General features: G+C 55.3%; 22 protein-coding genes and 1 pseudogene. 6 read left to right on the plus strand and 17 right to left on the minus strand.

The annotated features are described in order from the left end of the window. Positions 1 to 2: 2 nt before the first annotated feature. The 7 genes from tatB to udp all read right to left on the minus strand — a co-directional run bounded on the left by tatB (position 3) and on the right by udp (position 6,341). Positions 3 to 569: a Sec-independent protein translocase protein TatB gene (tatB, locus tag OGY07_RS08580; RefSeq protein ID WP_042292725.1), complete on the minus strand. Its 567-nt coding sequence runs from the start codon at positions 567 to 569 to the stop codon at positions 3 to 5. A gap of 3 nt (positions 570 to 572) precedes the next feature. Then, positions 573 to 827: a Sec-independent protein translocase subunit TatA gene (tatA, locus tag OGY07_RS08585; protein WP_042292727.1), complete on the minus strand. Its 255-nt coding sequence runs from the start codon at positions 825 to 827 to the stop codon at positions 573 to 575. Between the two features lie 79 nt (positions 828 to 906). Next, on the minus strand, positions 907 to 2,547 hold the full coding sequence (gene ubiB, locus OGY07_RS08590) for a ubiquinone biosynthesis regulatory protein kinase UbiB (RefSeq protein WP_042292730.1): 1,641 nt from the start codon (positions 2,545 to 2,547) through the stop codon (positions 907 to 909). Beyond that, positions 2,544 to 3,149, minus strand: coding sequence for a ubiquinone biosynthesis protein UbiJ (gene ubiJ / locus OGY07_RS08595; RefSeq protein WP_286599987.1), 606 nt, complete (start codon positions 3,147 to 3,149; stop codon positions 2,544 to 2,546). The genes ubiB and ubiJ overlap by 4 nt, the downstream gene beginning before the upstream one ends. Before the next feature lie 13 nt (positions 3,150 to 3,162). Continuing rightward, positions 3,163 to 3,918 (minus strand): bifunctional demethylmenaquinone methyltransferase/2-methoxy-6-polyprenyl-1,4-benzoquinol methylase UbiE, encoded by a 756-nt coding sequence (gene ubiE / locus OGY07_RS08600; protein ID WP_042292737.1) that lies wholly within the window; start codon positions 3,916 to 3,918, stop codon positions 3,163 to 3,165. Positions 3,919 to 4,012: 94 nt separating this feature from the next. Next, a complete protein-coding gene (gene rmuC / locus OGY07_RS08605; protein ID WP_042292740.1) occupies positions 4,013 to 5,440 on the minus strand; it encodes a DNA recombination protein RmuC in 1,428 nt (475 codons plus the stop codon). A 139-nt stretch (positions 5,441 to 5,579) separates the two neighbouring features. Continuing rightward, complete coding sequence (udp, locus tag OGY07_RS08610; RefSeq protein ID WP_286599989.1) at positions 5,580 to 6,341, minus strand: uridine phosphorylase; 762 nt, start codon at positions 6,339 to 6,341, stop codon at positions 5,580 to 5,582. A gap of 260 nt (positions 6,342 to 6,601) precedes the next feature. Here udp and OGY07_RS08615 point away from each other — a divergent pair, with 260 nt between their 5' ends. Then, complete coding sequence (locus tag OGY07_RS08615) at positions 6,602 to 7,414, plus strand: dienelactone hydrolase family protein (protein WP_042292744.1); 813 nt, start codon at positions 6,602 to 6,604, stop codon at positions 7,412 to 7,414. A gap of 62 nt (positions 7,415 to 7,476) precedes the next feature. Here OGY07_RS08615 and metE read toward each other — a convergent pair whose 3' ends face one another. Next, positions 7,477 to 9,738, minus strand: a complete 2,262-nt coding sequence (gene metE, locus OGY07_RS08620; RefSeq protein WP_286599992.1) for a 5-methyltetrahydropteroyltriglutamate--homocysteine S-methyltransferase — start codon at positions 9,736 to 9,738, stop codon at positions 7,477 to 7,479. Positions 9,739 to 9,970: 232 nt separating this feature from the next. Here metE and metR point away from each other — a divergent pair, with 232 nt between their 5' ends. Continuing rightward, on the plus strand, positions 9,971 to 10,924 hold the full coding sequence (metR, locus tag OGY07_RS08625; protein ID WP_181822253.1) for an HTH-type transcriptional regulator MetR: 954 nt from the start codon (positions 9,971 to 9,973) through the stop codon (positions 10,922 to 10,924). On the opposite strand, the gene OGY07_RS08630 is transcribed toward metR, so the two are convergent. The 3 genes from OGY07_RS08630 to pldB all read right to left on the minus strand — a co-directional run bounded on the left by OGY07_RS08630 (position 10,812) and on the right by pldB (position 13,623). Beyond that, on the minus strand, positions 10,812 to 11,711 hold the full coding sequence (locus OGY07_RS08630) for a carboxylate/amino acid/amine transporter (RefSeq protein ID WP_042292751.1): 900 nt from the start codon (positions 11,709 to 11,711) through the stop codon (positions 10,812 to 10,814). The two genes, metR and OGY07_RS08630, sit on opposite strands and share 113 nt — an antisense overlap. A gap of 80 nt (positions 11,712 to 11,791) precedes the next feature. After that, a complete protein-coding gene (gene yigL, locus OGY07_RS08635; RefSeq protein ID WP_042292754.1) occupies positions 11,792 to 12,592 on the minus strand; it encodes a sugar/pyridoxal phosphate phosphatase YigL in 801 nt (266 codons plus the stop codon). 8 nt (positions 12,593 to 12,600) lie between these two features. After that, positions 12,601 to 13,623, minus strand: a complete 1,023-nt coding sequence (pldB, locus tag OGY07_RS08640) for a lysophospholipase L2 (protein WP_042292755.1) — start codon at positions 13,621 to 13,623, stop codon at positions 12,601 to 12,603. Between the two features lie 110 nt (positions 13,624 to 13,733). Between pldB and rhtB the strand changes: the two genes are divergently transcribed. Both rhtB and OGY07_RS08650 read left to right on the plus strand, forming a co-directional pair. After that, a complete protein-coding gene (gene rhtB, locus OGY07_RS08645) occupies positions 13,734 to 14,354 on the plus strand; it encodes a homoserine/homoserine lactone efflux protein (protein ID WP_286599996.1) in 621 nt (206 codons plus the stop codon). A 108-nt stretch (positions 14,355 to 14,462) separates the two neighbouring features. Continuing rightward, positions 14,463 to 14,537, plus strand: a pseudogene (locus tag OGY07_RS08650) (hypothetical protein); the annotation flags it as partial. Between the two features lie 14 nt (positions 14,538 to 14,551). On the opposite strand, the gene rhtC reads toward OGY07_RS08650, so the two are convergent. The 3 genes from rhtC to pldA all read right to left on the minus strand — a co-directional run bounded on the left by rhtC (position 14,552) and on the right by pldA (position 18,013). Beyond that, entirely contained in the window at positions 14,552 to 15,172 is a 621-nt protein-coding gene (gene rhtC / locus OGY07_RS08655; protein WP_042292762.1) for a threonine export protein RhtC, read from the minus strand. A gap of 66 nt (positions 15,173 to 15,238) precedes the next feature. Then, positions 15,239 to 17,068 (minus strand): ATP-dependent DNA helicase RecQ, encoded by a 1,830-nt coding sequence (gene recQ, locus OGY07_RS08660; protein ID WP_042292863.1) that lies wholly within the window; start codon positions 17,066 to 17,068, stop codon positions 15,239 to 15,241. A 75-nt stretch (positions 17,069 to 17,143) separates the two neighbouring features. Further along, a complete protein-coding gene (gene pldA, locus OGY07_RS08665) occupies positions 17,144 to 18,013 on the minus strand; it encodes a phospholipase A (RefSeq protein WP_042292764.1) in 870 nt (289 codons plus the stop codon). Between the two features lie 165 nt (positions 18,014 to 18,178). Between pldA and yigI the strand changes: the two genes are divergently transcribed. After that, complete coding sequence (yigI, locus tag OGY07_RS08670; RefSeq protein ID WP_042292767.1) at positions 18,179 to 18,646, plus strand: acyl-CoA thioesterase YigI; 468 nt, start codon at positions 18,179 to 18,181, stop codon at positions 18,644 to 18,646. A 43-nt stretch (positions 18,647 to 18,689) separates the two neighbouring features. Continuing rightward, positions 18,690 to 19,586: an EamA family transporter RarD gene (gene rarD / locus OGY07_RS08675; protein WP_060570165.1), complete on the plus strand. Its 897-nt coding sequence runs from the start codon at positions 18,690 to 18,692 to the stop codon at positions 19,584 to 19,586. Between the two features lie 51 nt (positions 19,587 to 19,637). On the opposite strand, the gene corA is transcribed toward rarD, so the two are convergent. The 3 genes from corA to uvrD form a co-directional block, all read right to left on the minus strand. Beyond that, complete coding sequence (corA, locus tag OGY07_RS08680; RefSeq protein WP_042292773.1) at positions 19,638 to 20,588, minus strand: magnesium/cobalt transporter CorA; 951 nt, start codon at positions 20,586 to 20,588, stop codon at positions 19,638 to 19,640. A gap of 151 nt (positions 20,589 to 20,739) precedes the next feature. Continuing rightward, positions 20,740 to 20,796: a YsgD/CorL family protein gene (gene ysgD / locus OGY07_RS08685; RefSeq protein ID WP_212723238.1), complete on the minus strand. Its 57-nt coding sequence runs from the start codon at positions 20,794 to 20,796 to the stop codon at positions 20,740 to 20,742. Positions 20,797 to 21,065: 269 nt separating this feature from the next. After that, positions 21,066 to 23,228, minus strand: a complete 2,163-nt coding sequence (gene uvrD, locus OGY07_RS08690) for a DNA helicase II (protein ID WP_286599999.1) — start codon at positions 23,226 to 23,228, stop codon at positions 21,066 to 21,068. Between the last annotated feature and the right edge of the window lie 3 nt (positions 23,229 to 23,231).

Genomic DNA, 23,231 nt, shown 5'->3' on the forward strand with positions numbered 1-23,231 from the left:
GTTTACGGTTTATCACTCGACGTGGTGGAGGCGCCTGCAGCAGGCGCAGCGGATTTCGGTTCAGCGTCTTTCACGCCAGCGACAGGCTTCTCCGCCGCCACAGGTTTTTTATCCTCGGCAACCGCAGCCGTTTCCAGAGCCTCGGGGGCCTGTTCAGGCGCGCTGGCCTGGACTTCTGCCGTCGCCGGGGTAACCCCTTCATGCTGCTCTTCGTTCCCTTTGACTATCGGGTTATGGATAGTATGCGCTTCATCACTCGCCTTTTCCGGCTCGTTAGCGCTGTAGGAACGTTTCATCGACTCTGCCGCCTGACGCAGTTCGTCCATTGAGGCCTTCAACTCAGGCGTCAGGTTTTCGAGGCTCGCTTTCTCAACTTTTTTCAGGCTGTCCTGAAACTCCTGGAGCTTCAGTTCCTGCGTCAGTTCATTCTGAACGGTCGTGGCGAGAGAGCGCAGCGCGCGAACCCAGCCCGCTATCGTTTTGACGGCTACCGGCAGTCGCTGCGGCCCCAGCACGACGAGGCCGATAATAAATACCAGTAACAGTTCGCTAAAACCGATATCAAACACGAATTACACCTGCTCTTTATCGTGGCGCTTGGCGTCTTCTGTTTTAGCGTCTGCGGGTTTGTCAGTGATTGACTTCGCGGTGAAGTCAGCATCCTGACTGGTTTTTTCCTGTTTCGCATCATCATCACTCATGGCTTTTTTGAAGCCTTTAATGGATGCGCCGAGATCGGAACCGATAGAACCGAGCTTTTTGGTGCCAAACAACAGGACAACGATGACGGCAATGATCACCAACTGCCAAATACTGATACCACCCATACATGTTCCTCAGTGATAGATGATGAAATAATTAGGCCCGTAGTATACGTTACATAGCCCGCGATGAGCGATGAAAAAATCAGCGAGTTTTGCGCCAGCCAACGATCCAGGCGACGAGGCCGCCCGCCATTAACCAGCCGGGCATATAGCCCCATTCAGGACGACTAATCAGCAGGAAGGTCCCACTCAATAGCAGCGTGGCGCCAATACCGAATAAATAACGGGACTGACCCTGACGGACATGGTTCTCATGAAGCTCGCGCGCAATCTTATCAACACTGTGCTGTAAATATTTGCCCTGGCGCAAACTGTCGTACACCAGTTCAGGCAGTTCCGGCATTTTTTCAACCCAGAACGGCGCTTTTTCCTTAAAGGCTCTGACCAGAGCAGGAATACCGACCTGATCTTTGATCCAGGATTCGAGAAAAGGTTTCGCCGTTTTCCAGAGATCGAGCTGCGGATACAGCTGACGACCCACGCCTTCAACGTACAACAATGTCTTCTGCAATAATACCAGTTGCGGCTGCACTTCCATGTTGAATCGACGCGCCGTATTGAAAAGGTTTAACAACACGTGGCCAAACGAGATCTCCGCCAGCGGCTTTTCAAAGATAGGCTCACAGACCGTGCGGATAGCGAACTCAAACTCTTCGACGTTGGTATCCGGCGGAACCCAGCCTGAATCGACGTGTAATTCCGCCACTTTGCGGTAATCACGGTTAAAGAAGGCGATGAAATTTTCCGCCAGATAACGCTTATCTTCTTTGTTTAACGAGCCGACAATACCGCAATCAATACCTATATACTGCGGATCTTCCGGGTGCTCATAGCTCACGAAGATATTGCCGGGGTGCATGTCCGCATGGAAAAAGCTGTCGCGAAACACCTGGGTGAAGAACACTTGCACACCGCGTTCTGCCAGCAGTTGCATGTTGGTGCCGTTCTTTTCCAGCGCCACGACATCGGAAACTGGAATACCGTAAATGCGCTCCATCACCATCATGTTCTCACTGCAATAGTCAGAATACACTTCCGGGACGTAGAGCATCGGGCTGCCTTCAAAGTTTCGGCGCAGCTGGATAGCATTAGCCGACTCGCGCAGCAGGTTCAACTCATCGATTAGCGTCTTCTCGTACTCGCGTACCACTTCCGTTGGACGCAGACGACGACCATCCGGCAGCAAGCGGGGCACCCAGCGCGCCAGGCGGTAAATAAGCTTAAGATCCGCTTTGATGATCGGCAAAATGTCCGGGCGGATAACCTTAATGACCACCTCTTTGCCGTTCGATTTCAGCCTGGCCGTATGCACCTGGGCGATGGACGCTGACGCCAGCGGCTTGATCTCAAAATCGTCAAACCAGGCTTCAACGGGCAGTCCGCCCATCGCCGCTTCGATTTGCGCTTTCGCCAGTTTGCCGTCAAACGGCGCGACTTTGTCCTGCAACAGCGCAAGCTGGTCAGCAATTTGCGGCGGGAAGAGATCGCGGCGGGTAGAGAGCATCTGTCCGAACTTGATCCACACTGGCCCTAACTCTTGCAGTGCCAGTCTCAGCCGCTCTCCCAGCAGTTTGTCTTTATGACGGTTTGGCATCCAGAACAGGCCATATCGCCATAACCGTAGCGGCAGCGTGATCCGCATTCTGGGGATGAGCTCATCAAGTCCGTAGCTTAAAAAGGTGCGAATGATGAAATATAGGCGCCGTACTTCACCTGGCGTCATTTAGCCTCCAGTTTTTCCAGCCGCTTCGTCAGCGCATCAACAGCGCGTTCCACCGCTGCCGTTTCTTCCGCAAACCAGGCGACCTCAAGGGGTCCGGGCGCCATTCGCCACTCTTCCGTGATTGCTTCGGCGACATAGCGCTGTTGGCGTTGAATGCTGTGACGGAGAAATCTGGCCCCACCGCGCAGGGCTTTACCGATCCCTTCCGCCGCGATATCGCCAGTGTAGGGCGCGATCAGCTCGGCAGGATCGAATTCCGCTAAATCGGCAAGGGCGACAAAATTCTGAACGACCTGAATATCACCCTGAACTTCCAGTTCGCCACTGCGAATCAGCGCGGTGAGCTGCTGACGGTCGCGCAGTTCAGGCAGCACGCTGGCGTAGGTAATGACGGTGCAATCAGCCTCGCCCGCCCACTCACCCAGCACGTCAACCTGACGCTCGCTGAAAACCAGAATCAATGATGTCGAAAAGCCTTTTAGTTCCACGCGCAGCACTTTACCCAGCAGGCGCGTTCGCGCGGTTTTCAGCGCTGGTGAACGGTACAGGAACGTATTGAGCAGACTTTCCATTCCTGCGGTCACTAAGGGTTTAAAAGGCATCCCCGCTCTCCTGTCAGAACTTATAGCCGCGATGCAGCGCTACCACACCCGCCGTCAGGTTGTAATAATCGACGCTTTCAAATCCGGCGTCCTGCATCATCGCTTTCAGCGTGTCCTGATCGGGATGCATACGAATAGATTCCGCTAAATAGCGGTAGCTGTCCGCATCGTTCGCCACCATGGATCCGATGCGTGGTAGAACGTGGAAAGAGTAGGCATCGTAGGCTTTGCTCAGCGGCTCGATAATCGGCTTAGAAAATTCCAACACCAGCAGGCGTCCGCCGGGTTTCAGCACGCGGAACATGGAGCGCAGGGCTTTGTCTTTGTCCGTGACGTTACGTAGACCGAAGGAAATGGTGATACAGTCAAAGGTGTTGTCCGGAAAGGGCAGCGCTTCCGCGTTAGCCTGAACGTATTCGACGTTGCCGATAACCCCGATGTTACGCAGTTTTTCACGGCCCATCTTAAGCATGGAGTCATTGATATCCGCCAGGATCACCTTGCCGGTTTCACCGACCAGGCGAGAGAACTTGGCCGTCAGATCGCCCGTCCCTCCGGCCAGATCAAGCACCGTCTGACCGCGGCGAACGCCGCTGCAGTCGATAGTGAAGCGCTTCCACAAGCGATGAATGCCAAATGACATTAAATCATTCATGACATCATATTTTGAGGCCACAGAATGAAAAACGTGGGCCACCATGTCTGCTTTCTGTTCTTTAGCGACAGTCTGAAAACCAAAGTGCGTCGTTTCTTGTGAATTATCCACCATCTCAGTGCCTGCTCATCAAAAAATTGTTCGAGAAGTGTAACAGATTGGGGCTATTTGCCCTACCCTTCTACCCGTTCCGGCGACGCCAAACGGGCTAAATCGATTGCTGTTTGACGCCGCTATCGTCTGAATGAAGCGTGTTTTCAGGTGCTTCGGGCACCGCGCGCAAACGGTATTCTTCATCCTGCGACGTCGCCTGTTCGGCCAGTTCCGGATTAATCTCGCGTTTGATTTCCACGCCTAACCCCCGAAACGCTTCTGCCTGCGCCAGCACGTTGCCGCGCCCCGACGTCAGTTTTTTCATCGCCTGACGGTAGTTGTCCTGCGCTTTCTCGAGGCTTTGCCCGACAGACGACATATCATCCACAAACAGCCGCATCTTGTCGTACAGTTTACTGGCTCGTTCGGCAATTTGCTGCGCATTGCGGCTTTGATGCTCGTAGCGCCACAGGTTGGCGATGGTCCGTAACGCCACCAGCAACGTCGTAGGGCTGACCAGCATAATGTTATTTCTCAATGCCTCGGTAATCAGTTCGGGCTGTCTGTCCAGCGCCAGCAAAAAAGCAGGCTCGACGGGGATAAACATCAGCACATAGTCCAGCGAGCGCAGCCCTGGAAGCTGCTGGTAATCTTTACGACCAAGCAGGCGAATATGGTTACGCACGGAAGCGATATGCTCCTGGAGCGCGCTCTCACGGGTGACGTCATCTTCCGCGTTGAAATAGCGCTCATAGGCCACCAGCGTCATTTTAGCGTCGATCACGACATCTTTGCCCTGCGGTAAGCGGACAATCACGTCGGGCTGCATCCGCGAACGAACATCATTTTCAATGCTGACCTGCGTTTCGTACTCATAGCCTTCGCGCAAGCCGGAAGCCTCCAGCACGCGGGTAAGCACCACCTCACCCCAGTTGCCCTGGGTTTTATTGTCGCCTTTCAGCGCGCGCGTGAGATTGACCGCTTCCTGCGCCATCTGCGCATTGAGCTGTTGCAGATTACGAATCTCATGCGCCAGCGTATGCCGCTCGCGCGCCTCCTGACCAAAGCTGTCCTGAACCTGGCGGCGAAAACCGTCCAGTTGCTCACGCAACGGCGTGAGCAGGCTGTTAAGGCTCTGTCGGTTTTGCTCGTCGACCCGGCGGTTGCTTTGCTCAAAAATCCGGTTCGCCAGGTTTTCGAACTGCTCGCTGAGGCGCTGCTCGCTGTTGATCATCTGACGAATTTTGTCTTCCGCATGCTGCTGCGTCGCTTCCATTCGCGTCGTGACTTCCCGCAGATCCGCTTCCAGCGAGGTGTTAATACTGCGCAGACTGCGAAGCTCATTGTTCAGCAGTTCGCACTCGTCGCGCCAGTGATCGCTTTGGGCAAGCTCCTGTCTGGCCGCGCTTAGCGCCGCCACCATCTCTTCACGCTCGCTAAGCTGATCGGCTTTTTGCTGTGCATGTTGATAACTGGCGATCAGCCAGCCCAGCGCAACACCTACCAACGCTAGCACTGCATAAATTATGAGAGAGATATCCAAAATGCCTCCTGCCGCAACCACTCACCAGCACAAAATAGAATTGTGCTGTATAAACGTCCAGTTTGAAAGGGATTTCCTGCGAGGCGTTACGCAAAATAAAAAGGCCGAACGCGTCGGCCCTGGGGGGAAAAACAGAAAATTAGATCAGGCGACGCGCCGCTTCCACCACGATTTTCACCGCATGGCTTTCGGTTTGCTTCATGGTCTCGGCGTTCGGTATCTCTTGCTGAGTACGGTTGACGATAACCCCGGCAACCATTCCCGCACGCAGACCCTGGCTGGCGCACATGGTCAGCAAAGTGGCAGACTCCATCTCATAGTTCATGACGCCCATCGCCTGCCACTCTTCCATCGAGCCTTTAAAGCGGCTCACAACGCGACCAGAATAGGTGTCGTAACGCTCCTGCCCTGGATAGAAAGTGTCAGAGGACGCGGTTACGCCTACGTGCGTGGTCGCCCCTATTGATTTCGCCGCCTCGACCAGCGCGGTGGTACAGTCAAAATCTGCCACCGCCGGGAATTCCATCGGCGCGAAGTGCAGGCTTGCACCGTCGAGACGCACAGATGCCGTGGTCACCAGAACATCACCCACATTGATATTCGGCTGAATCGCGCCGGTGGTACCGATACGCAGGAAAGTACGAATGCCCAGCTGTGCCAGCTCTTCTACGGCGATGGAGGTGGACGGGCCGCCGATACCGGTCGAGCAGACAATCACAGACTTGCCGTCCAGCTCTGCGCGCCAGGTCGTAAATTCGCGATGCGATGCCAGCTTAACCGGCTTATCCATCAGCGCGGCGATCTTTTCCACACGCTCCGGATCGCCTGGAACGATTGCAAGCGTAGCCCCTTGTAAATCGCTTTTGGTGAGGCCGAGATGAAAAACATCAGACTTGGACATATAAAACTCCTCTGTGATTCGTTTTAGTCAGAAGAAGCAAAAAGATACTCTACCGAAGGACGCAGGTGATTTTCGTGACCATCATCACCATGAGGGAAAACAGTTGCATTGAATTACGATAATTAAGTGATGTCGATCACAATTAGTTGTCAACCCTGCCTTCCATTGCACAAAAATTGAGCCAATTCAGGCAGTGTGCTTTAGTGAAGGCTGTCTATAGTTAACATTGCGCTATGTATTTTAAGGGTACGGAGAATACCATGACCTCAACACAACAAACGGGCTTTGCACCTGCGGCCTCTCCCCTCGCCTCTACAACGGTTCACACTCCGGACGACGCCATTATTGCCGGTTTTACCTCCATCCCTTCTCAGGGAGAAGATATGCCGGCTTATCAGGCGCGACCAAAACAAAACGATGCGCCCCTGCCAGTGGTCATTGTAGTGCAGGAAATTTTTGGCGTGCATGAACACATTCGCGATATTTGCCGCCGGCTGGCGCTGGAAGGGTATCTGGCTATTGCGCCAGAGCTCTATTTTCGCGAGGGCGATCCGAATGATTACAGCGACATCCCGACGCTGTTCAGCAATCTGGTCAGCAAAGTGCCGGATGCACAGGTGCTGGCCGATCTTGACCACGTCGCCAGTTGGGCGGCCCGCAACGGCGGCGATCCGCACCGTCTGATGGTGACCGGTTTTTGCTGGGGGGGACGCATTAGCTGGCTGTACGCCGCGCATAATCCACAGCTCAAAGCTGCCGTCGCCTGGTATGGGAAACTGATGGGTGAAAAGACCCTGAACTCACCGAAGCATCCGGTCGATATCGCCACGGATTTAAATGCGCCAGTGCTGGGGCTGTATGGTGGTCAGGATACTGGGATCCCGCTCGATACGGTTGAGACAATGCGCCAGGCGCTGCGGGCGGCAAACGCGAAAGCAGAGATTGTAGTCTATCCGGATGCCGGACACGCATTTAATGCCGATTACCGTCCGAGTTATCATGCGGAATCCGCGAAAGATGGCTGGCAGAGAATGCTGGCGTGGTTCAGCCAGTACGGTGGGAAGAGAGCGTAATGATTAAAAGCCCGGTGGCGGCTACGCCTTACCGGGCCTTTGTCACAGGGTTAGCAAAGGTATTAACCCTGACGCAAATTCTGCGCTGCCTTCACCATGTTCGCCAGCGCCGCACGCGTTTCCGGCCAGCCGCGAGTTTTCAGGCCGCAGTCCGGGTTGACCCACAAACGTTCCGCCGGGATGCGCTGGGCCGCTTTTTGCAGCAGGGCTTCAATCCACTCCACGCCTGGCACGTTCGGGGAGTGAATGTCATACACGCCCGGCCCAATTTCGTTCGGGTAGTCGAACTCTTCAAATGACTCCAGTAGCTCCATGTCTGAACGCGATGTCTCAATGGTGATCACATCCGCATCCAGCGCGGCAATCGAGTCCATGATGTCGTTAAACTCGCAGTAGCACATGTGGGTGTGGATCTGCGTGTCGTCCTTAGCGACGGCGGCGCTGATGCGGAACGCTTCCACGCCCCACTGTAAATAGGCATCCCAGTCGCTGCGACGCAGCGGCAGACCTTCACGTAGCGCCGGTTCGTCAATCTGGATAATACCAATGCCCGCAGCCTCCAGATCCGCCACTTCATCCCGCAGCGCCAGCGCGATCTGTTTGGCGATGGTTTCGCGGGTCACGTCTTCGCGCGGGAAGGACCAGCAGAGAATGGTCACCGGACCGGTTAACATGCCTTTTACCGGCTTGTCGGTCAGCGACTGAGCGTACTTCGCCCAGTCGACGGTAATCGGCGCAGGACGGCTGACATCGCCAATCACCACCGGCGGCTTCACGCAGCGCGAGCCGTAACTCTGCACCCAGCCGTTCTGGGTAAAAACAAAGCCGTCAAGATGCTCACCAAAGTACTCCACCATGTCGTTACGCTCAGCTTCGCCATGGACCAGCACGTCCAGCCCTAATCGCTCCTGTTCAACAATCGCCTGCTTAATGTGTTCGGCAATACCGGTGCGGTAGTGATTCGCATCCAGATTACCTTTTTTGAAGTCCAGTCGCAGGCCGCGGATTTCCGTGGTTTGCGGAAAGGAACCGATGGTGGTCGTCGGCCAGGCGGGTAATTTGAAACGCGCACGCTGGGCTTCGGCGCGCACTTCATACGGATTCTGACGTTGACTGTCCTGCGCGGAGATCGCCGCCAGACGTTTTTCTACCGCCGCATTATGTACGCGTGTTGACTGCTGACGCGCCTGAATTGGTACGCTCCACTCGCGAATTACCGTCGTGTCGCCGCTGTTCAGCGCATCGCGCAGCAGGGCCAGCTCTTCACATTTTTGCAGAGCAAAGGCAAACCAGCTTTTCACCTCCGCATCCAGACGGGTCTCTACGCTCAGATCGATCGGGCTGTGCAGCAGGGAGCAGGAAGAAGCGATCCACAGCTCGCGTTTGTCCACGATGTCCTTAATTTGTGCGTATTTTTCCGTTAGATCGGCGCGCCAGACGTTACGACCGTTTACCAGACCTGCAGACAGTAGCCAGTCAGCGGGCAGACGCGTATGCAGTTCCGCCACATCGTCTTTACCGTGTACCAGGTCAACGTGCAGACCCTGTACCGGCAGCGCAGTAATGGTGTCGAGATTCGGCGTCACGCCCTCGAAATAGGTGGTGAGTAGCAGCTTCACCTGTCCGGTGAGCGCGTCATACGCCGGTTTAAAGGCATCGAGCCAAACCTGGGGTAGCTCCAGCACCAGCGCAGGCTCATCGATTTGTACCCACTGAATGCCGCGTTTGCCCAGTTCAATCAGCACCTGTTTATAGACCGGCAGAATATCGTTCAGCAGGCTGAGACGGTCAAATTGCTCGCCTTTCACTTTACCCAGCCACAGGTACGTTATCGGACCCAGCAGGACCGGTTTCACCTGGTGGCCCAGCGCCAGCGCTTCGTCTACTTCGTCCAGAAGCTGGGTCCAGGTCAGTTTGAACTGCTGACCTTTTACGAATTCCGGCACCATGTAGTGATAGTTAGTGTTAAACCATTTGGTCATTTCTGCCGCCGCAGCCGGTTCACCGGTCGGCGCGCGACCGCGACCGATGCGGAACAGGGTATCGATATCAACAGAGCCGTCTTTATTCTGATGACGCGCCGGCACGTTGCCAAGCAGCAGGCTGGTGGTCAGCACATGGTCGTACCAGGCGAAATCGCCTACCGGCAGCAGGTCAATACCGGCCTGTTTTTGTTGATCCCAGTGGCGCGCGCGCAATTCACGCCCTACCGCCAGCAGCTCTTCACGGGACGCGTTGCCCGCCCAGTAGCTTTCTTGCGCTTTTTTCAGCTCGCGACGCAGGCCGACGCGAGGAAAACCGAGGGTGTGATTAATAATTGTCATTTTTATAACCTCATAATGTGTAATCCGAAGGATTTCGGATTTAGGGAAGGCGGCAAACTTGCTCATCCCCAGCAGCTTACTGAAGTAAGTGACTGGGGTGAGGAAGTGCAGCCAACGCACCATAAATTCGAAAGACGCAGGATTTAGACGTCCAGATGTTTACACATCTATATTTGGCGGTTACTGTATATTCCTCAAGCGCAATTTGCTCATGCCGAAGTGAAGGACTTTCATGATCGAGATTAAACACCTGAAAACGCTCCAGGCGCTGCGGAATACCGGGTCGCTCGCCGCCGCCGCCGCGACGCTGCATCAGACCCAATCCGCCTTGTCTCACCAGTTCAGCGACCTGGAACAGCGTCTTGGCTTTCGGCTGTTTATCCGTAAAAGCCAGCCGCTGCGCTTTACGCCGCAGGGTGAGATATTGTTACAGCTCGCCAACCAGGTATTGCCGCAGATTAGCCGCGCACTTCAGGCCTGTAATGAACCGCAGCAAACACGCTTGCGCATCGCGATTGAGTGCCACAGCTGTATTCAGTGGCTGACCCCGGCGCTGGAGCAGTTCCGCGCGAAGTGGCCGCAGGTAGAGATGGATTTTAAATCCGGGGTGACGTTTGATCCGCAGCCAGCGTTGCAGCAGGACGAACTGGATCTGGTACTGACCTCCGACATTCTGCCGCGCAGCGGGCTGCACTATTCCCCGATGTTTGATTTCGAAGTGCGGCTGGTACTGGCGCCCGATCACCCGCTGGCCAGACAAATCCAGATCTCACCGGAAGATTTAGCCAGTGAAACGTTGCTGATCTATCCGGTACAGCGCAGCAGACTGGACGTCTGGCGACATTTTCTGCAGCCCGCAGGCATCAGCCCGGCGCTGAAAAGCGTTGATAACACGCTATTGTTGATTCAGATGGTAGCGGCAAGAATGGGCATCGCCGCCCTGCCGCACTGGGTGGTGGAGAGTTTTGAGCGCCAGGGTCTGGTGGTCACCAAAACTCTGGGCGATGGGCTCTGGAGCCGCCTTTACGCCGCCGTGCGCGACGGCGAACAGCGCCAGCCAGTGACCGATGCGTTTATTCGCTCGGCGCGCAGTCATGCCTGCGATCACCTGCCGTTTGTGCGGAGCGCGGAGCGACCCACTTTCGATGCACCCACAGAGAAGCCAGTATCACAACCGCGCCTGTGATAAAGCTCGGCCAGTGAGGCTGTTGATGCCAGATCGCCAGATTAACCAGCAGCCCGGCAGGCACATGCATGTTATTCATAATGCCTAACGTGCCGGCATCCACCTGCGTCGCCCCCACGTTCCACATGAAATAGCCGATACCTGACGCCGCCACGCCGAGGAAGACCAGAATGCCCCACTGCAGCGTCGTTTCTGGCATCTTCTGCGCATTGCCGAGCAAAGACCACGCCGCCACCGCCACCAGAAACGCGCCGACGTAGAACCAGGCGAACGCGTTGTACTGCGGCATAGGGCGGGTTTCCATCAGACGCTTGTAGCCCACCATGCCGATGGCAAAGCTGATATTGGAAAGCTGCACCAGCAGAAGGCCGGTCCAGAAGTGATCGGTGACCTGATCATAACGGATAATACCCGCGCCGATCACCGCCAGAAGGGCGCTAAACGCATATCCCCAGCGCAGGCGGCGTTTGCTCATCACGTCATAAATCAGCGTGATATAAAGCGGCGTCAGCACGGTAAACAACAACAGTTCCGACACGGTCAAATACAGATAGGCGTGGAAACTCAACATATACATTATGCCGAGCTGCATTGCGCCCACCAGCATATACAGCCCGACAGTTTTCAGGCTGTGGCCGCGCGTGCGCAGAAACGGTAAAAAGACCAACGCCGCCAGGCCAACCCGCACCAGCACGGCGAAATAGCTGTCGACGTGTCCGGCAAGGTATTCGCCGAACAGGCTAAAAGAAAACGCCCACAGGATGGTGGTAATGATGAGTAACGCCACAATGGAACTCTCCGGGTTCAAGGAGTATCCATTGTAGCGAAGAGTTAGGTTGACAACTGACTAACTAACGAACAATCACCTTAACGCAAAAACAGATTGCGCAGATAATGCGGCACCGCATCATCGGCATTAATCCCAATCACTTCCAGCTCAGCATGTAAATCTTTCAGACGCTGGTGGGCGTTGCCCATGATGCAGCCCTTGCCAGCCATCGACAGCATTTCCGCGTCGTTCATGCCATCACCAAAGGCGATGCAGTCGGTCAGGCTGTAGCCCATCGCCTTCGCCACGGCTTCCAGCGCGTGGCCTTTCGATACGCCGCCTGCCATCACCTCCAGACAGGTGAGCGTGGAAAAACTGACGTTCACGCGGTCGCCCCAGCGCGCGTTGATCGCCTGTTCCAGTGGCAGCAGCACCTCATGGCTGTCGCTGGTGAAGAATACCTTGCTGATGCCTTCCGGCTCCAGCAGCGCAGGCTCAAACAGGGAGTAGTTAAAGACTGCCTCTTTGAAAAAACGCATTTCATCCGGGCGGTGACGGTTCATAAACCATTCATCGTCACGATAGACATTCGTGATGATATCCGGGCTTGCGTTCACCACACCAAACAGATCGCTGGCGATATCGCGATCCAGATTATGGGTAAACACCAGATTGCCGTCCATATCATGCACCCGCGCACCGTTAGAGGTGATCATGTAGGACTTAATTTCCAGATTATCGCGGATTTGTCCCACGTCGACGTGGTGGCGACCGGTGGCAAAAACAAAGTTAACGCCACGCGCGGTCAGCAGTTTCAGTGTCTCTTTAGCGTAAGGAGATAGGGTATGGTCGGGCGAGAGCAGCGTGCCATCTAAATCAGACGCAACAACCTGATACATATAAAAATTCAACCTCTAAGCAAAGCGGTTTCCGCTGGTGAGTTATGCTTGTTGAAAAAATCAACAATAGCGTGAAGCGCGACTGAGCGCATGGCGTCCTTTTCAAAAAGGATCTCATGGTACGCGCCTTTGATGACAAGCGGTTGACCCCCTTCGACCGGGTGTCCCGCCGCGGCGCGGATTTCACAAAAACGGTAATGCATGCGGTTATCCACCACACGCTCTTCTTCGGCCTGGATCAGCAACGTTGGCGTGGCATCGTCGCCCGCCCCGGCCAGCACGTGTTCTGCCGCCAGGATGCCTTCACGTACCCAATGGTAGGTCGGGCCGCCCACGCGCAGCTGTGGCTCATCGGCGTAAAACCGCAGGTTACGCCGATAACGCTGCCGACTGTGCGTTAACAAATTCATGCCAAACGGCAACGCCCGCCAGCGCCCGGTGCCAATCGCATAACCTTCACGGATGCGGGGATGCCCCTCGGCCCAGTCGAGAATATGGCGAACCATCCAGTCGGGCAGGCGCATCACAATACCAAACATCGGCGCGCACAGCGCGATCGCGTCGCACTGGTTTGGATGACGTTGCAGAAACAAAGTCGCAATCGCGCCGCCCATCGAGTGCGCCAGAATGTAGCGCTTCCGCCACGGTCCCGGCTGCACTTCCTGTTCCCAGAACGCCGTTAAATCATCAACATAATCGTTGAAGTTATCGACATGACCACGGTGCGGATCCGATAACATGCGCCCGGAACGGCCCTGCCCCCGGTGATCAATGATCAGGACATCAAAGCCAAGATGAAACAGGTCATAGGCCAGTTCGGCATATTTAACGTAGCTTTCAATACGCCCCGGACAAACCACGATCACCCGATCGTTTTGCTCTGCGCGAAAACGGACGAAACGTACCGGCACGCTGTCTACGCCTGTAAATTCCGCTTCCTCCCGCTGGCGCCAGAAATCGGTCAGCGGTCCCATTGAGAACGCCGCGAACGCATTTTCTCTCGTTTCCCAGTCTTTTTGCTGCTGAAACATCAGGTATCCAGCCTCGTTTACCAGGTAAAATCGTTTTTTTGTCGTTGCCTGACACAACCGCACAACAGTAGCGTATTGTGGCATAAAAATAGACAATCAGGGAGTTTCCGATGACTTTCGAATGGTGGTTCGCCTACCTTTTGACATCCATAATTTTGAGCCTTTCACCGGGCTCCGGCGCCATCAATACCATGACCACCTCCATTAACCATGGCTATCGTGGCGCAATGGCCTCTATCGCCGGGTTACAGGCGGGCCTGGCTATCCATATCGTGCTGGTCGGCGTCGGACTGGGAACGCTGTTCTCACGGTCGGTACTCGCATTTGAGATACTGAAATGGGCGGGCGCGGCCTATCTGATCTGGTTGGGCATCCAGCAGTGGCGTGCAGCGGGGGCCATTGATTTGACCACCATGACGAATACCCAATCCCGCGGACGTCTGTTTCAGCGCGCCGTCTTCGTCAACCTGACCAACCCGAAAAGCATCGTTTTTCTCGCCGCGCTGTTTCCGCAGTTCGTCATGCCGAAGGAGCCGCAGCTGATGCAGTACATCATTCTCGGTGTGACGACGATTGTCGTTGATATTGTGGTGATGATTGGTTACGCGACGCTGGCGCAACGAATTGCGCTCTGGATCAAAGGACCGAAGCAGATGAAGGCGCTGAATAAAGTGTTCGGTTCGCTGTTTATGCTGGTAGGCGCGCTACTGGCTTCGGCAAGGCATGCGTGACAAACGGAGTCGCGCTCGCAATACCTTGTTGACGATCAGAACGGTGGAATATAGACCGTCGAACCAGACAGCAAAGAAAGAAACAGGGTTCATTCTTTGCTGTTGAACGCAGTGTTGCTGGATAGACTGACTCAGCGGTTTATGCTGGAGCAGATGAGCGGACAACAAATTACCGTGCTGGTAAGGCGGGAAATAAATCAGCGCGAAATGATCAAATGGATGCCAAAACCCGCAAACAGCGCGCCGGCAAAGCCGTCGATCCATTTCGCCAGCCGCTGATAGCCGCGACGCATCTGTGGCAGCGCAAACAGACTCGCCACCACCGTAAACCACGCGAATGTTTCCACGATAATCAGCACAAAGATACCCCAGCGCGCGGCGGTACCCACGTTATCGCCAACAAACAGGGAAAACACCGAACCGAAATAGATTATCGCTTTTGGGTTCGCCAGATTGGTCAGCAATCCCTTCAGAAAACTGCGTCCGCTCTGCGCCAGTTCAACCTGCGGCGCGGGCGCGGCAGTATCCTGCTTTTTCAGCGCGCCGCGTAGCATCTGGTAGCCCATCCAGCACAGATACAGACCGCCGCCGACCATAATAATAGTATGCAGCCAGGCCATTTTTTCAATAATCAGATGCAGGCCAAGCAGCGCGATACCCGCCCAGACCATAACGCCACAGGTAATCCCCAGCACGCCCATCATCGCTTCTTTACGCGAGCGGCTGACGGCAGTCTGCGAGACGAAAAAGAAATCCGGACCCGGACTCATGAGCGCTACAATGTGCACCATCGCCACGGTGAGAAATAACATTAGCATGATCGAAATACTCGCGGGGGAAACAGTTCAGTGAGTCACCATCCTGGCACTTTTTTGCCTGGCTGACTACTCCTCGTCGTCACCGTCTACGTGAGCGCGAATCAGCGCCATAAATTCTTTACCGAAGCGTTCGAGTTTACGCATCCCGACACCGTTGACGCTGAGCATTTCGCTGGCGGAAACCGGCATCTGTTCGGCCATCTCAATCAGGGTGGCATCGTTAAACACCACGTACGGCGGGATATTTTCTTCGTCGGCGATCGCTTTACGCAATTTGCGCAGTTTTGCGAACAACTTGCGATCGTAATTGCCGCCGAAGGATTTCTGCATAACCCGCGGCTTAAGGGCTACGATACGCGGTACAGCAAGCTGAAGCGGCACTTCGCCGCGCAGCACCGGACGCGCCGCGTCGGTCATTTGTAACGCGGAATGCTGGGCGATATTTTGCGTCACCAGCCCCAGGTGGATCAGTTGACGGATCACGCTGACCCAGTGCTCATGGCTTTTCTCGCGTCCCATACCGTAGACTTTGAGCTTGTCATGTCCCAGTTCACGGATGCGCTGATTGTTGGCGCCGCGGATCACCTCAACAACATACCCCATGCCAAAACGCTGGTTCACCCGGCCTATCGTCGAGAGGGCAATTTGCGCGTCCTGCAGGCCATCGTACTGTTTAGGGGGATCAAGGCAGATATCACAGTTGCCGCACGGTTCCTGCCGCCCTTCACCAAAGTAGTTGAGCAATACCAGGCGACGACAGGTTTGCGCCTCGGCAAACGCGCCCATCGCATTCAGCTTATGTCGCTCGATATCCTGCAGTTGCCCCTGCGGTTTTTCTTCCAGGCAACGGCGCAACCACGCCATATCCGCCGGATCGTAAAACAGCATGGCTTCCGCAGGCAGGCCGTCACGACCCGCGCGTCCCGTCTCCTGGTAATAGGATTCAATGTTGCGCGGAATATCAAAATGCACCACAAAACGCACGTTGGGTTTGTTGATGCCCATGCCGAACGCCACGGTCGCCACCACGATTTGCAGGTCGTCGCGCTGGAATTTCTCCTGCACGTCCGCACGCACGTCATTTTCCAGCCCCGCATGGTACGCCGCCGCGCTAAGCCCGCGGCTTTGCAGGCGTGCGGCGGTATCTTCTACTTTCGCCCGGCTGTTGCAGTAAATGATGCCGGACTTGCCGCGCTGCTCCTGCACGTAGCGCATCAGTTGATCGAGCGGCTTAAATTTCTCCATCAACATGTAGCGAATGTTGGGCCGGTCAAAACTGCTGATCTGAATTAAGGGGTCGTTGAGGCCTAATAAACGGACGATATCCAGCCGGGTGGTTTCATCCGCCGTGGCGGTCAACGCCATGAACGGCAGCGCGGGGAAGCGCTGGCGAAGCTGGCCTAACGCCGCGTATTCCGGGCGAAAGTCGTGGCCCCACTGCGAAATACAGTGCGCTTCATCAACGGCCAGTAAGACGGGATTCCAGTGGGCAAGATGCTCGAGAAAGTTATCCAGCATCAGACGTTCAGGTGCGATATAGAGCAAACGAATCTTCCCGGTACGGCATCCTGCCATCACCTCATGTTGCTGTTCACGCGTCTGGGTCGAGTTCAGGCAGGCCGCCGCCACGCCGTTCGCCAGCAGCTGATCGACCTGGTCTTTCATCAGGGAAATCAGCGGCGAGACCACCACCGTTAACCCATCAAGGAGCAAAGCAGGGATTTGATAACACAGGGATTTTCCGCCGCCGGTCGGCATAACCACCAGGCAGTCGCGTCCGGACATCGCAGTGTCGATGATCGCTTCCTGGCCCGGGCGAAACTGTTGGTAGCCAAAGGTCTCCTGCAAAACCTGTTTAGCTCCGGACTCCAGATTCAACACTTCCGCCTGCGCCACATTCACCCCGTTCGCCATCAAATAAAACAGGCGCTATTTTCAGCGCCTGAGAGAGAAACTGCAATGTTTAATCGATCAGAAGATATCGTTAAGCATCACGCCGACACCCACTCGCGTCTGGTTGAAGTTGTAATCGATAAGCGACTCGCCATAGCCGCTGTATACCTGGGTGTAAAGCCGAACGTGCTTCGTCAGCGGATAGCTCAGACCCAGTTCAGCGCCGCCGTAGCCGGTGTTCCAGTTATACTGTCCTTTCGCGCTCAGCACCGCATCGCCGAGGTGATACCCGATTTTCAACTGGTAATAGCCCATATATTTGGTGATATCGGGGTTATCGTCGGTGCTGCCGATGACATACCACGGTTTCACCTCCACCAGCCAGTTGCCGTTTTCCGCCATCAGGCGCGTGTAAAGACGGTTCCAGCTACGTGAGGTTGGGTCCGAACGCCCGTTGGAATCATGGTTGTACCCCATTTCCACGTCGCGCAGCGTCCAGCCCGCAAAGCGATAATCGGTTGCAAAGCCGAGAAAAAGTTGTGGCTCGTAGTTGGTTTCACGAAACGGCGAGGACTCTTCGCTGTTGGAAAGCTGCCACCAGGATTTCTGAGTATACGACGCCCCCAGGACTGAATGGGGTCCCAGGATCCCTCGCCACAGCGGGAATGCCAGGCTCAACTGGAATTTCACTTCGTCTTTGCGGGCGTTTTCAGACCAGTTATAAGTGCTGATCGCTTCTTTATTTAAGTCGCTGGTACTGGTGTAGATCAGGTAGTTGGTGTCGTAAGGGTAAAGCGTGAACGGATTGTCATGCTCCACCAGCATATTGGCGATGATACTGCCCTGTACCGACGGCGTGTCATGCACCTCTTTTACCGTCGCTTCTTGCGCAAAAGCGACCACTGGCAGCATAGCTGCCGTCCATAAACCACCCAGAATCGCCCGCATTCTTGTTGTTCTCCTGAACGAAATAGTTAAGTTTTGAATAAAAATTGTTTCCGCCATTCTACATATTTACTGGTGTTGCGGTTAGTTATCCCGTCTTAAAGTAGAAATCAACAAACAAGAAGCATAACATCAACATTTCATTAACCAATGGAGTGACGGAATCGTATGTCTGCTGTACTCACCGCGGAGCAAGCCCTGAAGCTTGTGGGCGAAATGTTTGTCTACCACATGCCGTTTAACCGGGCGCTGGGGCTGGAACTCGAACGCTACGAAAAAGAATTTGCCCAACTGGCGTTTAATAATCAACCGATGATGGTCGGTAACTGGGCGCAAAGTATTTTGCATGGCGGGGTGATCGCCTCAGCGCTGGATGTTGCCGCCGGACTGGTTTGCGTAGGTAGCACGCTGACCCGCCATGAAACCATCAGCGAAGACGAGCTACGTCAACGGCTGTCGCGAATGGGGACCATCGATTTACGCGTCGATTACCTGCGTCCGGGCAGGGGTAACCGTTTCACCGCCACCAGCAGCTTGTTGCGCGCCGGGAATAAAGTCGCCGTGGCGCGGGTGGAATTACACAATGAAGAGCAGTTATACATTGCCAGCGCCACCGCCACTTATATGGTAGGGTAAAACACGATAAACTGTTGTTACATTTCAGACACGAGTTTTCCCGATGGATGCAAAGCAAACGCGGCAGGGCGTGTTACTCGCTCTTGCCGCTTATTTTATTTGGGGCATCGCCCCTGCGTACTTCAAACTGATTCATTACGTCCCTGCGGATGAAATCCTGACGCACCGGGTGATCTGGTCATTCTTTTTTATGGTGGCGCTGATGAGCGTCAGCCGTCAGTGGTCCGGCGTCAAAACGCTGCTGCAGACACCGAAAAAGGTGTTCCTGCTGGCGTTGTCTGCCGTGCTGATTGGCGGTAACTGGCTGTTGTTTATCTGGGCGGTGAACAATCACCACATGCTGGAAGCCAGCCTCGGTTACTTCATTAATCCGCTGGTCAATATCCTGCTGGGAATGATTTTCCTCGGCGAACGCTTTCGCCGGATGCAGTGGGTGGCCGTGATTCTGGCGGTGTGCGGCGTGCTGGTGCAGTTATGGACCTTTGGGTCGCTGCCAGTCATCGCGCTGGGGCTGGCGTTTAGCTTTGCCTTTTACGGTCTGGTCCGTAAAAAGATTGCCGTGGAAGCACAAACCGGCATGCTGTTTGAAACGCTGTGGCTGTTGCCAGTAGCGGCGATTTACCTGTTTGGTATTGCGGACAGCACAACCAGCCACATGGGGCAAAACCCGCTGTCGCTTAATTTATTGCTGATCGCCGCAGGCGTCGTGACTACCGTCCCGCTGCTGTGCTTTACCGGCGCCGCAACCCGTTTGCGCCTCTCAACATTGGGCTTCTTCCAGTACATTGGCCCGACGCTGATGTTCCTGCTGGCAGTCATGTTTTACGGCGAAGTGCCGGGGGCAGATAAGATGGTGACGTTCGCGTTTATCTGGGTGGCGCTGGCGATTTTTGTCGCCGATGCGATTTATACCCAGCGCCGGACGCGTAAAAGCGTGTGATTTACCCGTCCCCCTGACCCTCTCCTGTCTGGAGAGGGAACCCGCCAGGTTTTACAGCCAGTTCTTACGTTTAAAGTACAGATACGGCGCCAGCCCCGCGAGGATCATGAAGATAATCGCGCCAGGGTAGCCAAAGCTCCATTTTAGCTCCGGCATAAACTCAAAGTTCATCCCGTAACTGGATGCCACCAGCGTCGGCGGCAGGAACACCACGGAAACCACCGAGAAGATCTTGATGATGCGGTTCTGCTCGATGTTGATAAAGCCCATCGCCGCCTGCATCAGGAAGTTCACCTTCTGGAACAGAGATTCGTTGTGCGGCAGCAGGGATTCGATATCGCGTAAGATCTCGCGCGCCTGCTCCAGTTGACCACCCGGCAGACGCGCTTTGCGTACCAGGAAGTTCAGCGCGCGCTGGGTATCCATCAGACACAAACGCACCTTCCAGCCGATATCCTCCAGCTCCGCCAGCGTCGAAAGCGCTTCATCATATTCATCGCCCTGATGCCCTTCCATGATCACACGGCTAAGCTGTTCCAGGTCGCTGTAGATGTTTTCAATTTCATCCGCCAGCTGTTCGATTTTGGTTTCGAACAGATCGAGCAGCAGTTCATAGGCGTTACCGTCGACCATCGCCTGGCTACGGGCGCGCATGCGGTATAAACGAAACGCGGGCAGTTCGCGCTCACGCAGGGTAAACAGACGGCCATCGCGAATGGTAAACGCCACGGTGGAGTTACCGGCGTGATCTTCCGCGTCTTCAAAGAAGAAGAAGGAGTGGATGTGCAGGCCGTCTTCGTCTTCAAAAAAACGCGCGGATGCTTCGATGTCTTCCAGTTCGGGGCGGGTTGCCAGGCTCTGCCCCAGCTCGGATTGTACGCGCAAACGCTCGTCATCGTCCGGTTCGACCAGGTCGACCCACACGGCATCAATCAGGGTTTGTGATTCTTCGACTTCCAGCCGGCTCAGTCGATTGTTTTCCAGTTGAAATGCGCTCAGCATGACCGGGACTCCCAATGCGTAAAAATATCGGACAGTTCGGTGGGCACACAGAAACAAATTGGGTTTCAGACCATAAAAGCCTGACTCAGCGCGACGGGAAAAAATGCAGGTCGCTGACAACCGCTAAGGCCATCAGCAAAAAGGGATAGCCTTAGGAGTTGATCCTGGATGACAGGATAATGAGCCAGTATCTACTGGGTGTGTCCAAGGCGAATGTCCTCTTAGCGTAATCGTGCGCGCATGTTACGCCAGCAAAAATTTGCCGTCAACTCGCAACGGAACGCGAAAAAGTAATAATTTCCCCTTATGTAAAAAGGTTAGCAGAGAGGGGGGATTTATCTATGATTTCAGAATATTAAGCGGCGATGTGGAAGCGAAAAGCGTCTGTCTGATAAGACTGCCGTCATCCGGGAATAAGCCAGGCCGGACGATGGCATAACTCCCTTATCCGGCCTAAGAATCAATGCGTTAGCGCCATCAGACCGTTTCCAGCTTCGCGTATGCCGCGACCAGCCATTTTATCCCCTGTCCCTGGAAGGCGACCTGTAACCGGCTGTGCTCGCCGCTGCCCTCCAGATTCACAATGGTGCCGTCACCGAACTTCGCATGGCGCACGCGCTGGCCCAGCTTATACCCGGTATCGTTTTTTGCAAGGGGCGCGCCCATCCGCTGATGGCTGACCGGACGGCTGACCGTCGCCCGCAGGCGGACTTCTTCCACACACGCTTCCGGTAGTTCGCCGATAAAGCGCGACGGGCGGTGATAGACCTCTTTACCATACAGACGGCGGGTTTCGGCGTAGGTCAGGGTAAGTTTTTGCATCGCGCGTGTTACGCCAACGTACGCCAGGCGGCGCTCTTCTTCCAGACGCCCCCCTTCATCCAGCGACATCTGGCTGGGGAACATCCCCTCTTCCATGCCGACGATAAACACCTGTGGGAATTCCAGCCCTTTCGCGGAGTGTAACGTCATGAGCTGAACCGCGTCCTGCCAGGTATCCGCCTGCCCTTCTCCCGCTTCCAGCGCCGCGTGGGAAAGGAACGCCTGCAGCGGCATTAAATCTTCATCTTCTTCGTTGTAGCTGAACTGACGCGTCGCCGTCACCAGCTCCTCTAAGTTTTCAATACGGGTTTGTCCTTTCTCGCCTTTTTCCTGCTCGTACATAGTGCGCAGCCCGGAATCTTTAATCACCCGGTCAGTCTGCACGTGCAGCGGCATATCGGCGGTTTCCTGCGCCAGCGCGTCAATCAGCTCCATAAAACGCTGGAGCGCACTGGCGGCGCGTCCGGCCAGCGCTTTTTCTTGCAGCAGGTCGCGACAGGCCTGCCAGAGAGTAAGCTGGCGATCGCGCGAGGTCTGGCGCACCACGTCAAGGGTGCGATCGCCAATCCCGCGGGTTGGCGTATTGACCACGCGTTCAAAAGCGGCGTCGTCATTGCGGTTCGCGATCAGGCGCAGGTAAGAGAGTGCGTCTTTAATTTCCTGACGTTCGAAGAAGCGCATACCGCCATAAATTCGGTACGGCATACTGGCTTGCAGCAAGGCTTCTTCCAGCACGCGCGACTGGGCGTTGCTGCGGTAGAGAATGGCGCACTGTTCCAGCGCCCCACCGTTGTCCTGCCAGGTTTTGATGCGGTTAACCACAAACCGCGCTTCGTCCAGTTCGTTGAAGGCGCAGTAAAGCGAGATAGGCTCACCGTCAACGCCGTCGGTCCACAGTTTTTTCCCCAGTCGACCGTTGTTATTTTCAATCAGGGCGTTGGCCGCGCTCAGGATGTTGCTGGTCGAACGGTAGTTCTGCTCCAGACGAATGGTTTGCGCGCCGGGGAAGTCGTTGAGAAAGCGCTGGATATTTTCTACCTGCGCGCCGCGCCAGCCATAAATGGACTGGTCGTCGTCGCCCACAATCATCACTTTTCCGCTATCGCCCGCAAGCAAACGCACCCACGCGTACTGGATGTTATTGGTATCCTGAAATTCGTCCACCAGAATATTGGTGAAACGCTCGCGGTAGTGCTGAAGGATATGCGGTTTATTAAGCCATAGCTCATGGGCGCGCAGCAGCAGTTCGGCAAAATCCACCAGTCCGGCGCGATCGCACGCTTCCTGATAGGCCTGATACACCTTCTGCCAGGTCTGCTCTACCGGATTTCCAAAACTCTGTAGGTGGTGTGGCCGCAGCCCTTCGTCTTTCTGGCTGTTGATGAACCACATGGCCTGGCGCGGCGGCCACTGCTTCTCGTCAAGGTTCATCGCCTTGATCAGGCGCTTGAGCAGACGCAACTGGTCTTCACTGTCCAGGATCTGGAAATCCTGCGGCAAGTTGGCGTCCATGTGGTGCGCACGCAGCAGCCGGTGTGCCAGCCCGTGGAAGGTCCCCACCCACATTCCGCCCTGGCTGGTGCCCATCAGTTGGCCGATACGGTGGCGCATTTCCGCCGCCGCTTTGTTGGTGAAGGTCACCGCCATAATCGAATACGGCGAGTTGTTCTCCACGGTCAGCAACCAGGCGATACGGTGTACCAGAACGCGGGTTTTACCACTCCCCGCCCCGGCGAGAACCAGCATGTTGCTGCGTGGCGCGGCCACCGCTTCGCGCTGTTTGTCATTGAGGCTGTCGAGCAGGTAAGAAACGTCCATTGG

Origin of the sequence: Citrobacter sp. Cs237, from assembly GCF_030332325.1 — a bacterium.
GTDB lineage: Bacteria > Pseudomonadota > Gammaproteobacteria > Enterobacterales > Enterobacteriaceae > Citrobacter_A > Citrobacter_A sedlakii.

Excerpts from the sequence above, each read along its gene's own strand:
- tatA (WP_042292727.1), bottom strand. The coding sequence starts at position 827 with ATGGGTGGTATCAGTATTTGGCAGTTGGTGATCATTGCCGTCATCGTT.
- ubiB (WP_042292730.1), bottom strand. The coding sequence starts at position 2,547 with ATGACGCCAGGTGAAGTACGGCGCCTATATTTCATCATTCGCACCTTT.
- ubiJ (WP_286599987.1), bottom strand. The coding sequence starts at position 3,149 with ATGCCTTTTAAACCCTTAGTGACCGCAGGAATGGAAAGTCTGCTCAAT.
- ubiE (WP_042292737.1), bottom strand. The coding sequence starts at position 3,918 with ATGGTGGATAATTCACAAGAAACGACGCACTTTGGTTTTCAGACTGTC.
- udp (WP_286599989.1), bottom strand. The coding sequence starts at position 6,341 with ATGTCCAAGTCTGATGTTTTTCATCTCGGCCTCACCAAAAGCGATTTA.
- OGY07_RS08615 (WP_042292744.1), top strand. The coding sequence starts at position 6,602 with ATGACCTCAACACAACAAACGGGCTTTGCACCTGCGGCCTCTCCCCTC.
- metE (WP_286599992.1), bottom strand. The coding sequence starts at position 9,738 with ATGACAATTATTAATCACACCCTCGGTTTTCCTCGCGTCGGCCTGCGT.
- metR (WP_181822253.1), top strand. The coding sequence starts at position 9,971 with ATGATCGAGATTAAACACCTGAAAACGCTCCAGGCGCTGCGGAATACC.
- yigL (WP_042292754.1), bottom strand. The coding sequence starts at position 12,592 with ATGTATCAGGTTGTTGCGTCTGATTTAGATGGCACGCTGCTCTCGCCC.
- pldB (WP_042292755.1), bottom strand. The coding sequence starts at position 13,623 with ATGTTTCAGCAGCAAAAAGACTGGGAAACGAGAGAAAATGCGTTCGCG.
- rhtB (WP_286599996.1), top strand. The coding sequence starts at position 13,734 with ATGACTTTCGAATGGTGGTTCGCCTACCTTTTGACATCCATAATTTTG.
- rhtC (WP_042292762.1), bottom strand. The coding sequence starts at position 15,172 with ATGCTAATGTTATTTCTCACCGTGGCGATGGTGCACATTGTAGCGCTC.
- pldA (WP_042292764.1), bottom strand. The coding sequence starts at position 18,013 with ATGCGGGCGATTCTGGGTGGTTTATGGACGGCAGCTATGCTGCCAGTG.
- yigI (WP_042292767.1), top strand. The coding sequence starts at position 18,179 with ATGTCTGCTGTACTCACCGCGGAGCAAGCCCTGAAGCTTGTGGGCGAA.
- rarD (WP_060570165.1), top strand. The coding sequence starts at position 18,690 with ATGGATGCAAAGCAAACGCGGCAGGGCGTGTTACTCGCTCTTGCCGCT.
- corA (WP_042292773.1), bottom strand. The coding sequence starts at position 20,588 with ATGCTGAGCGCATTTCAACTGGAAAACAATCGACTGAGCCGGCTGGAA.
- uvrD (WP_286599999.1), bottom strand. The coding sequence starts at position 23,228 with ATGGACGTTTCTTACCTGCTCGACAGCCTCAATGACAAACAGCGCGAA.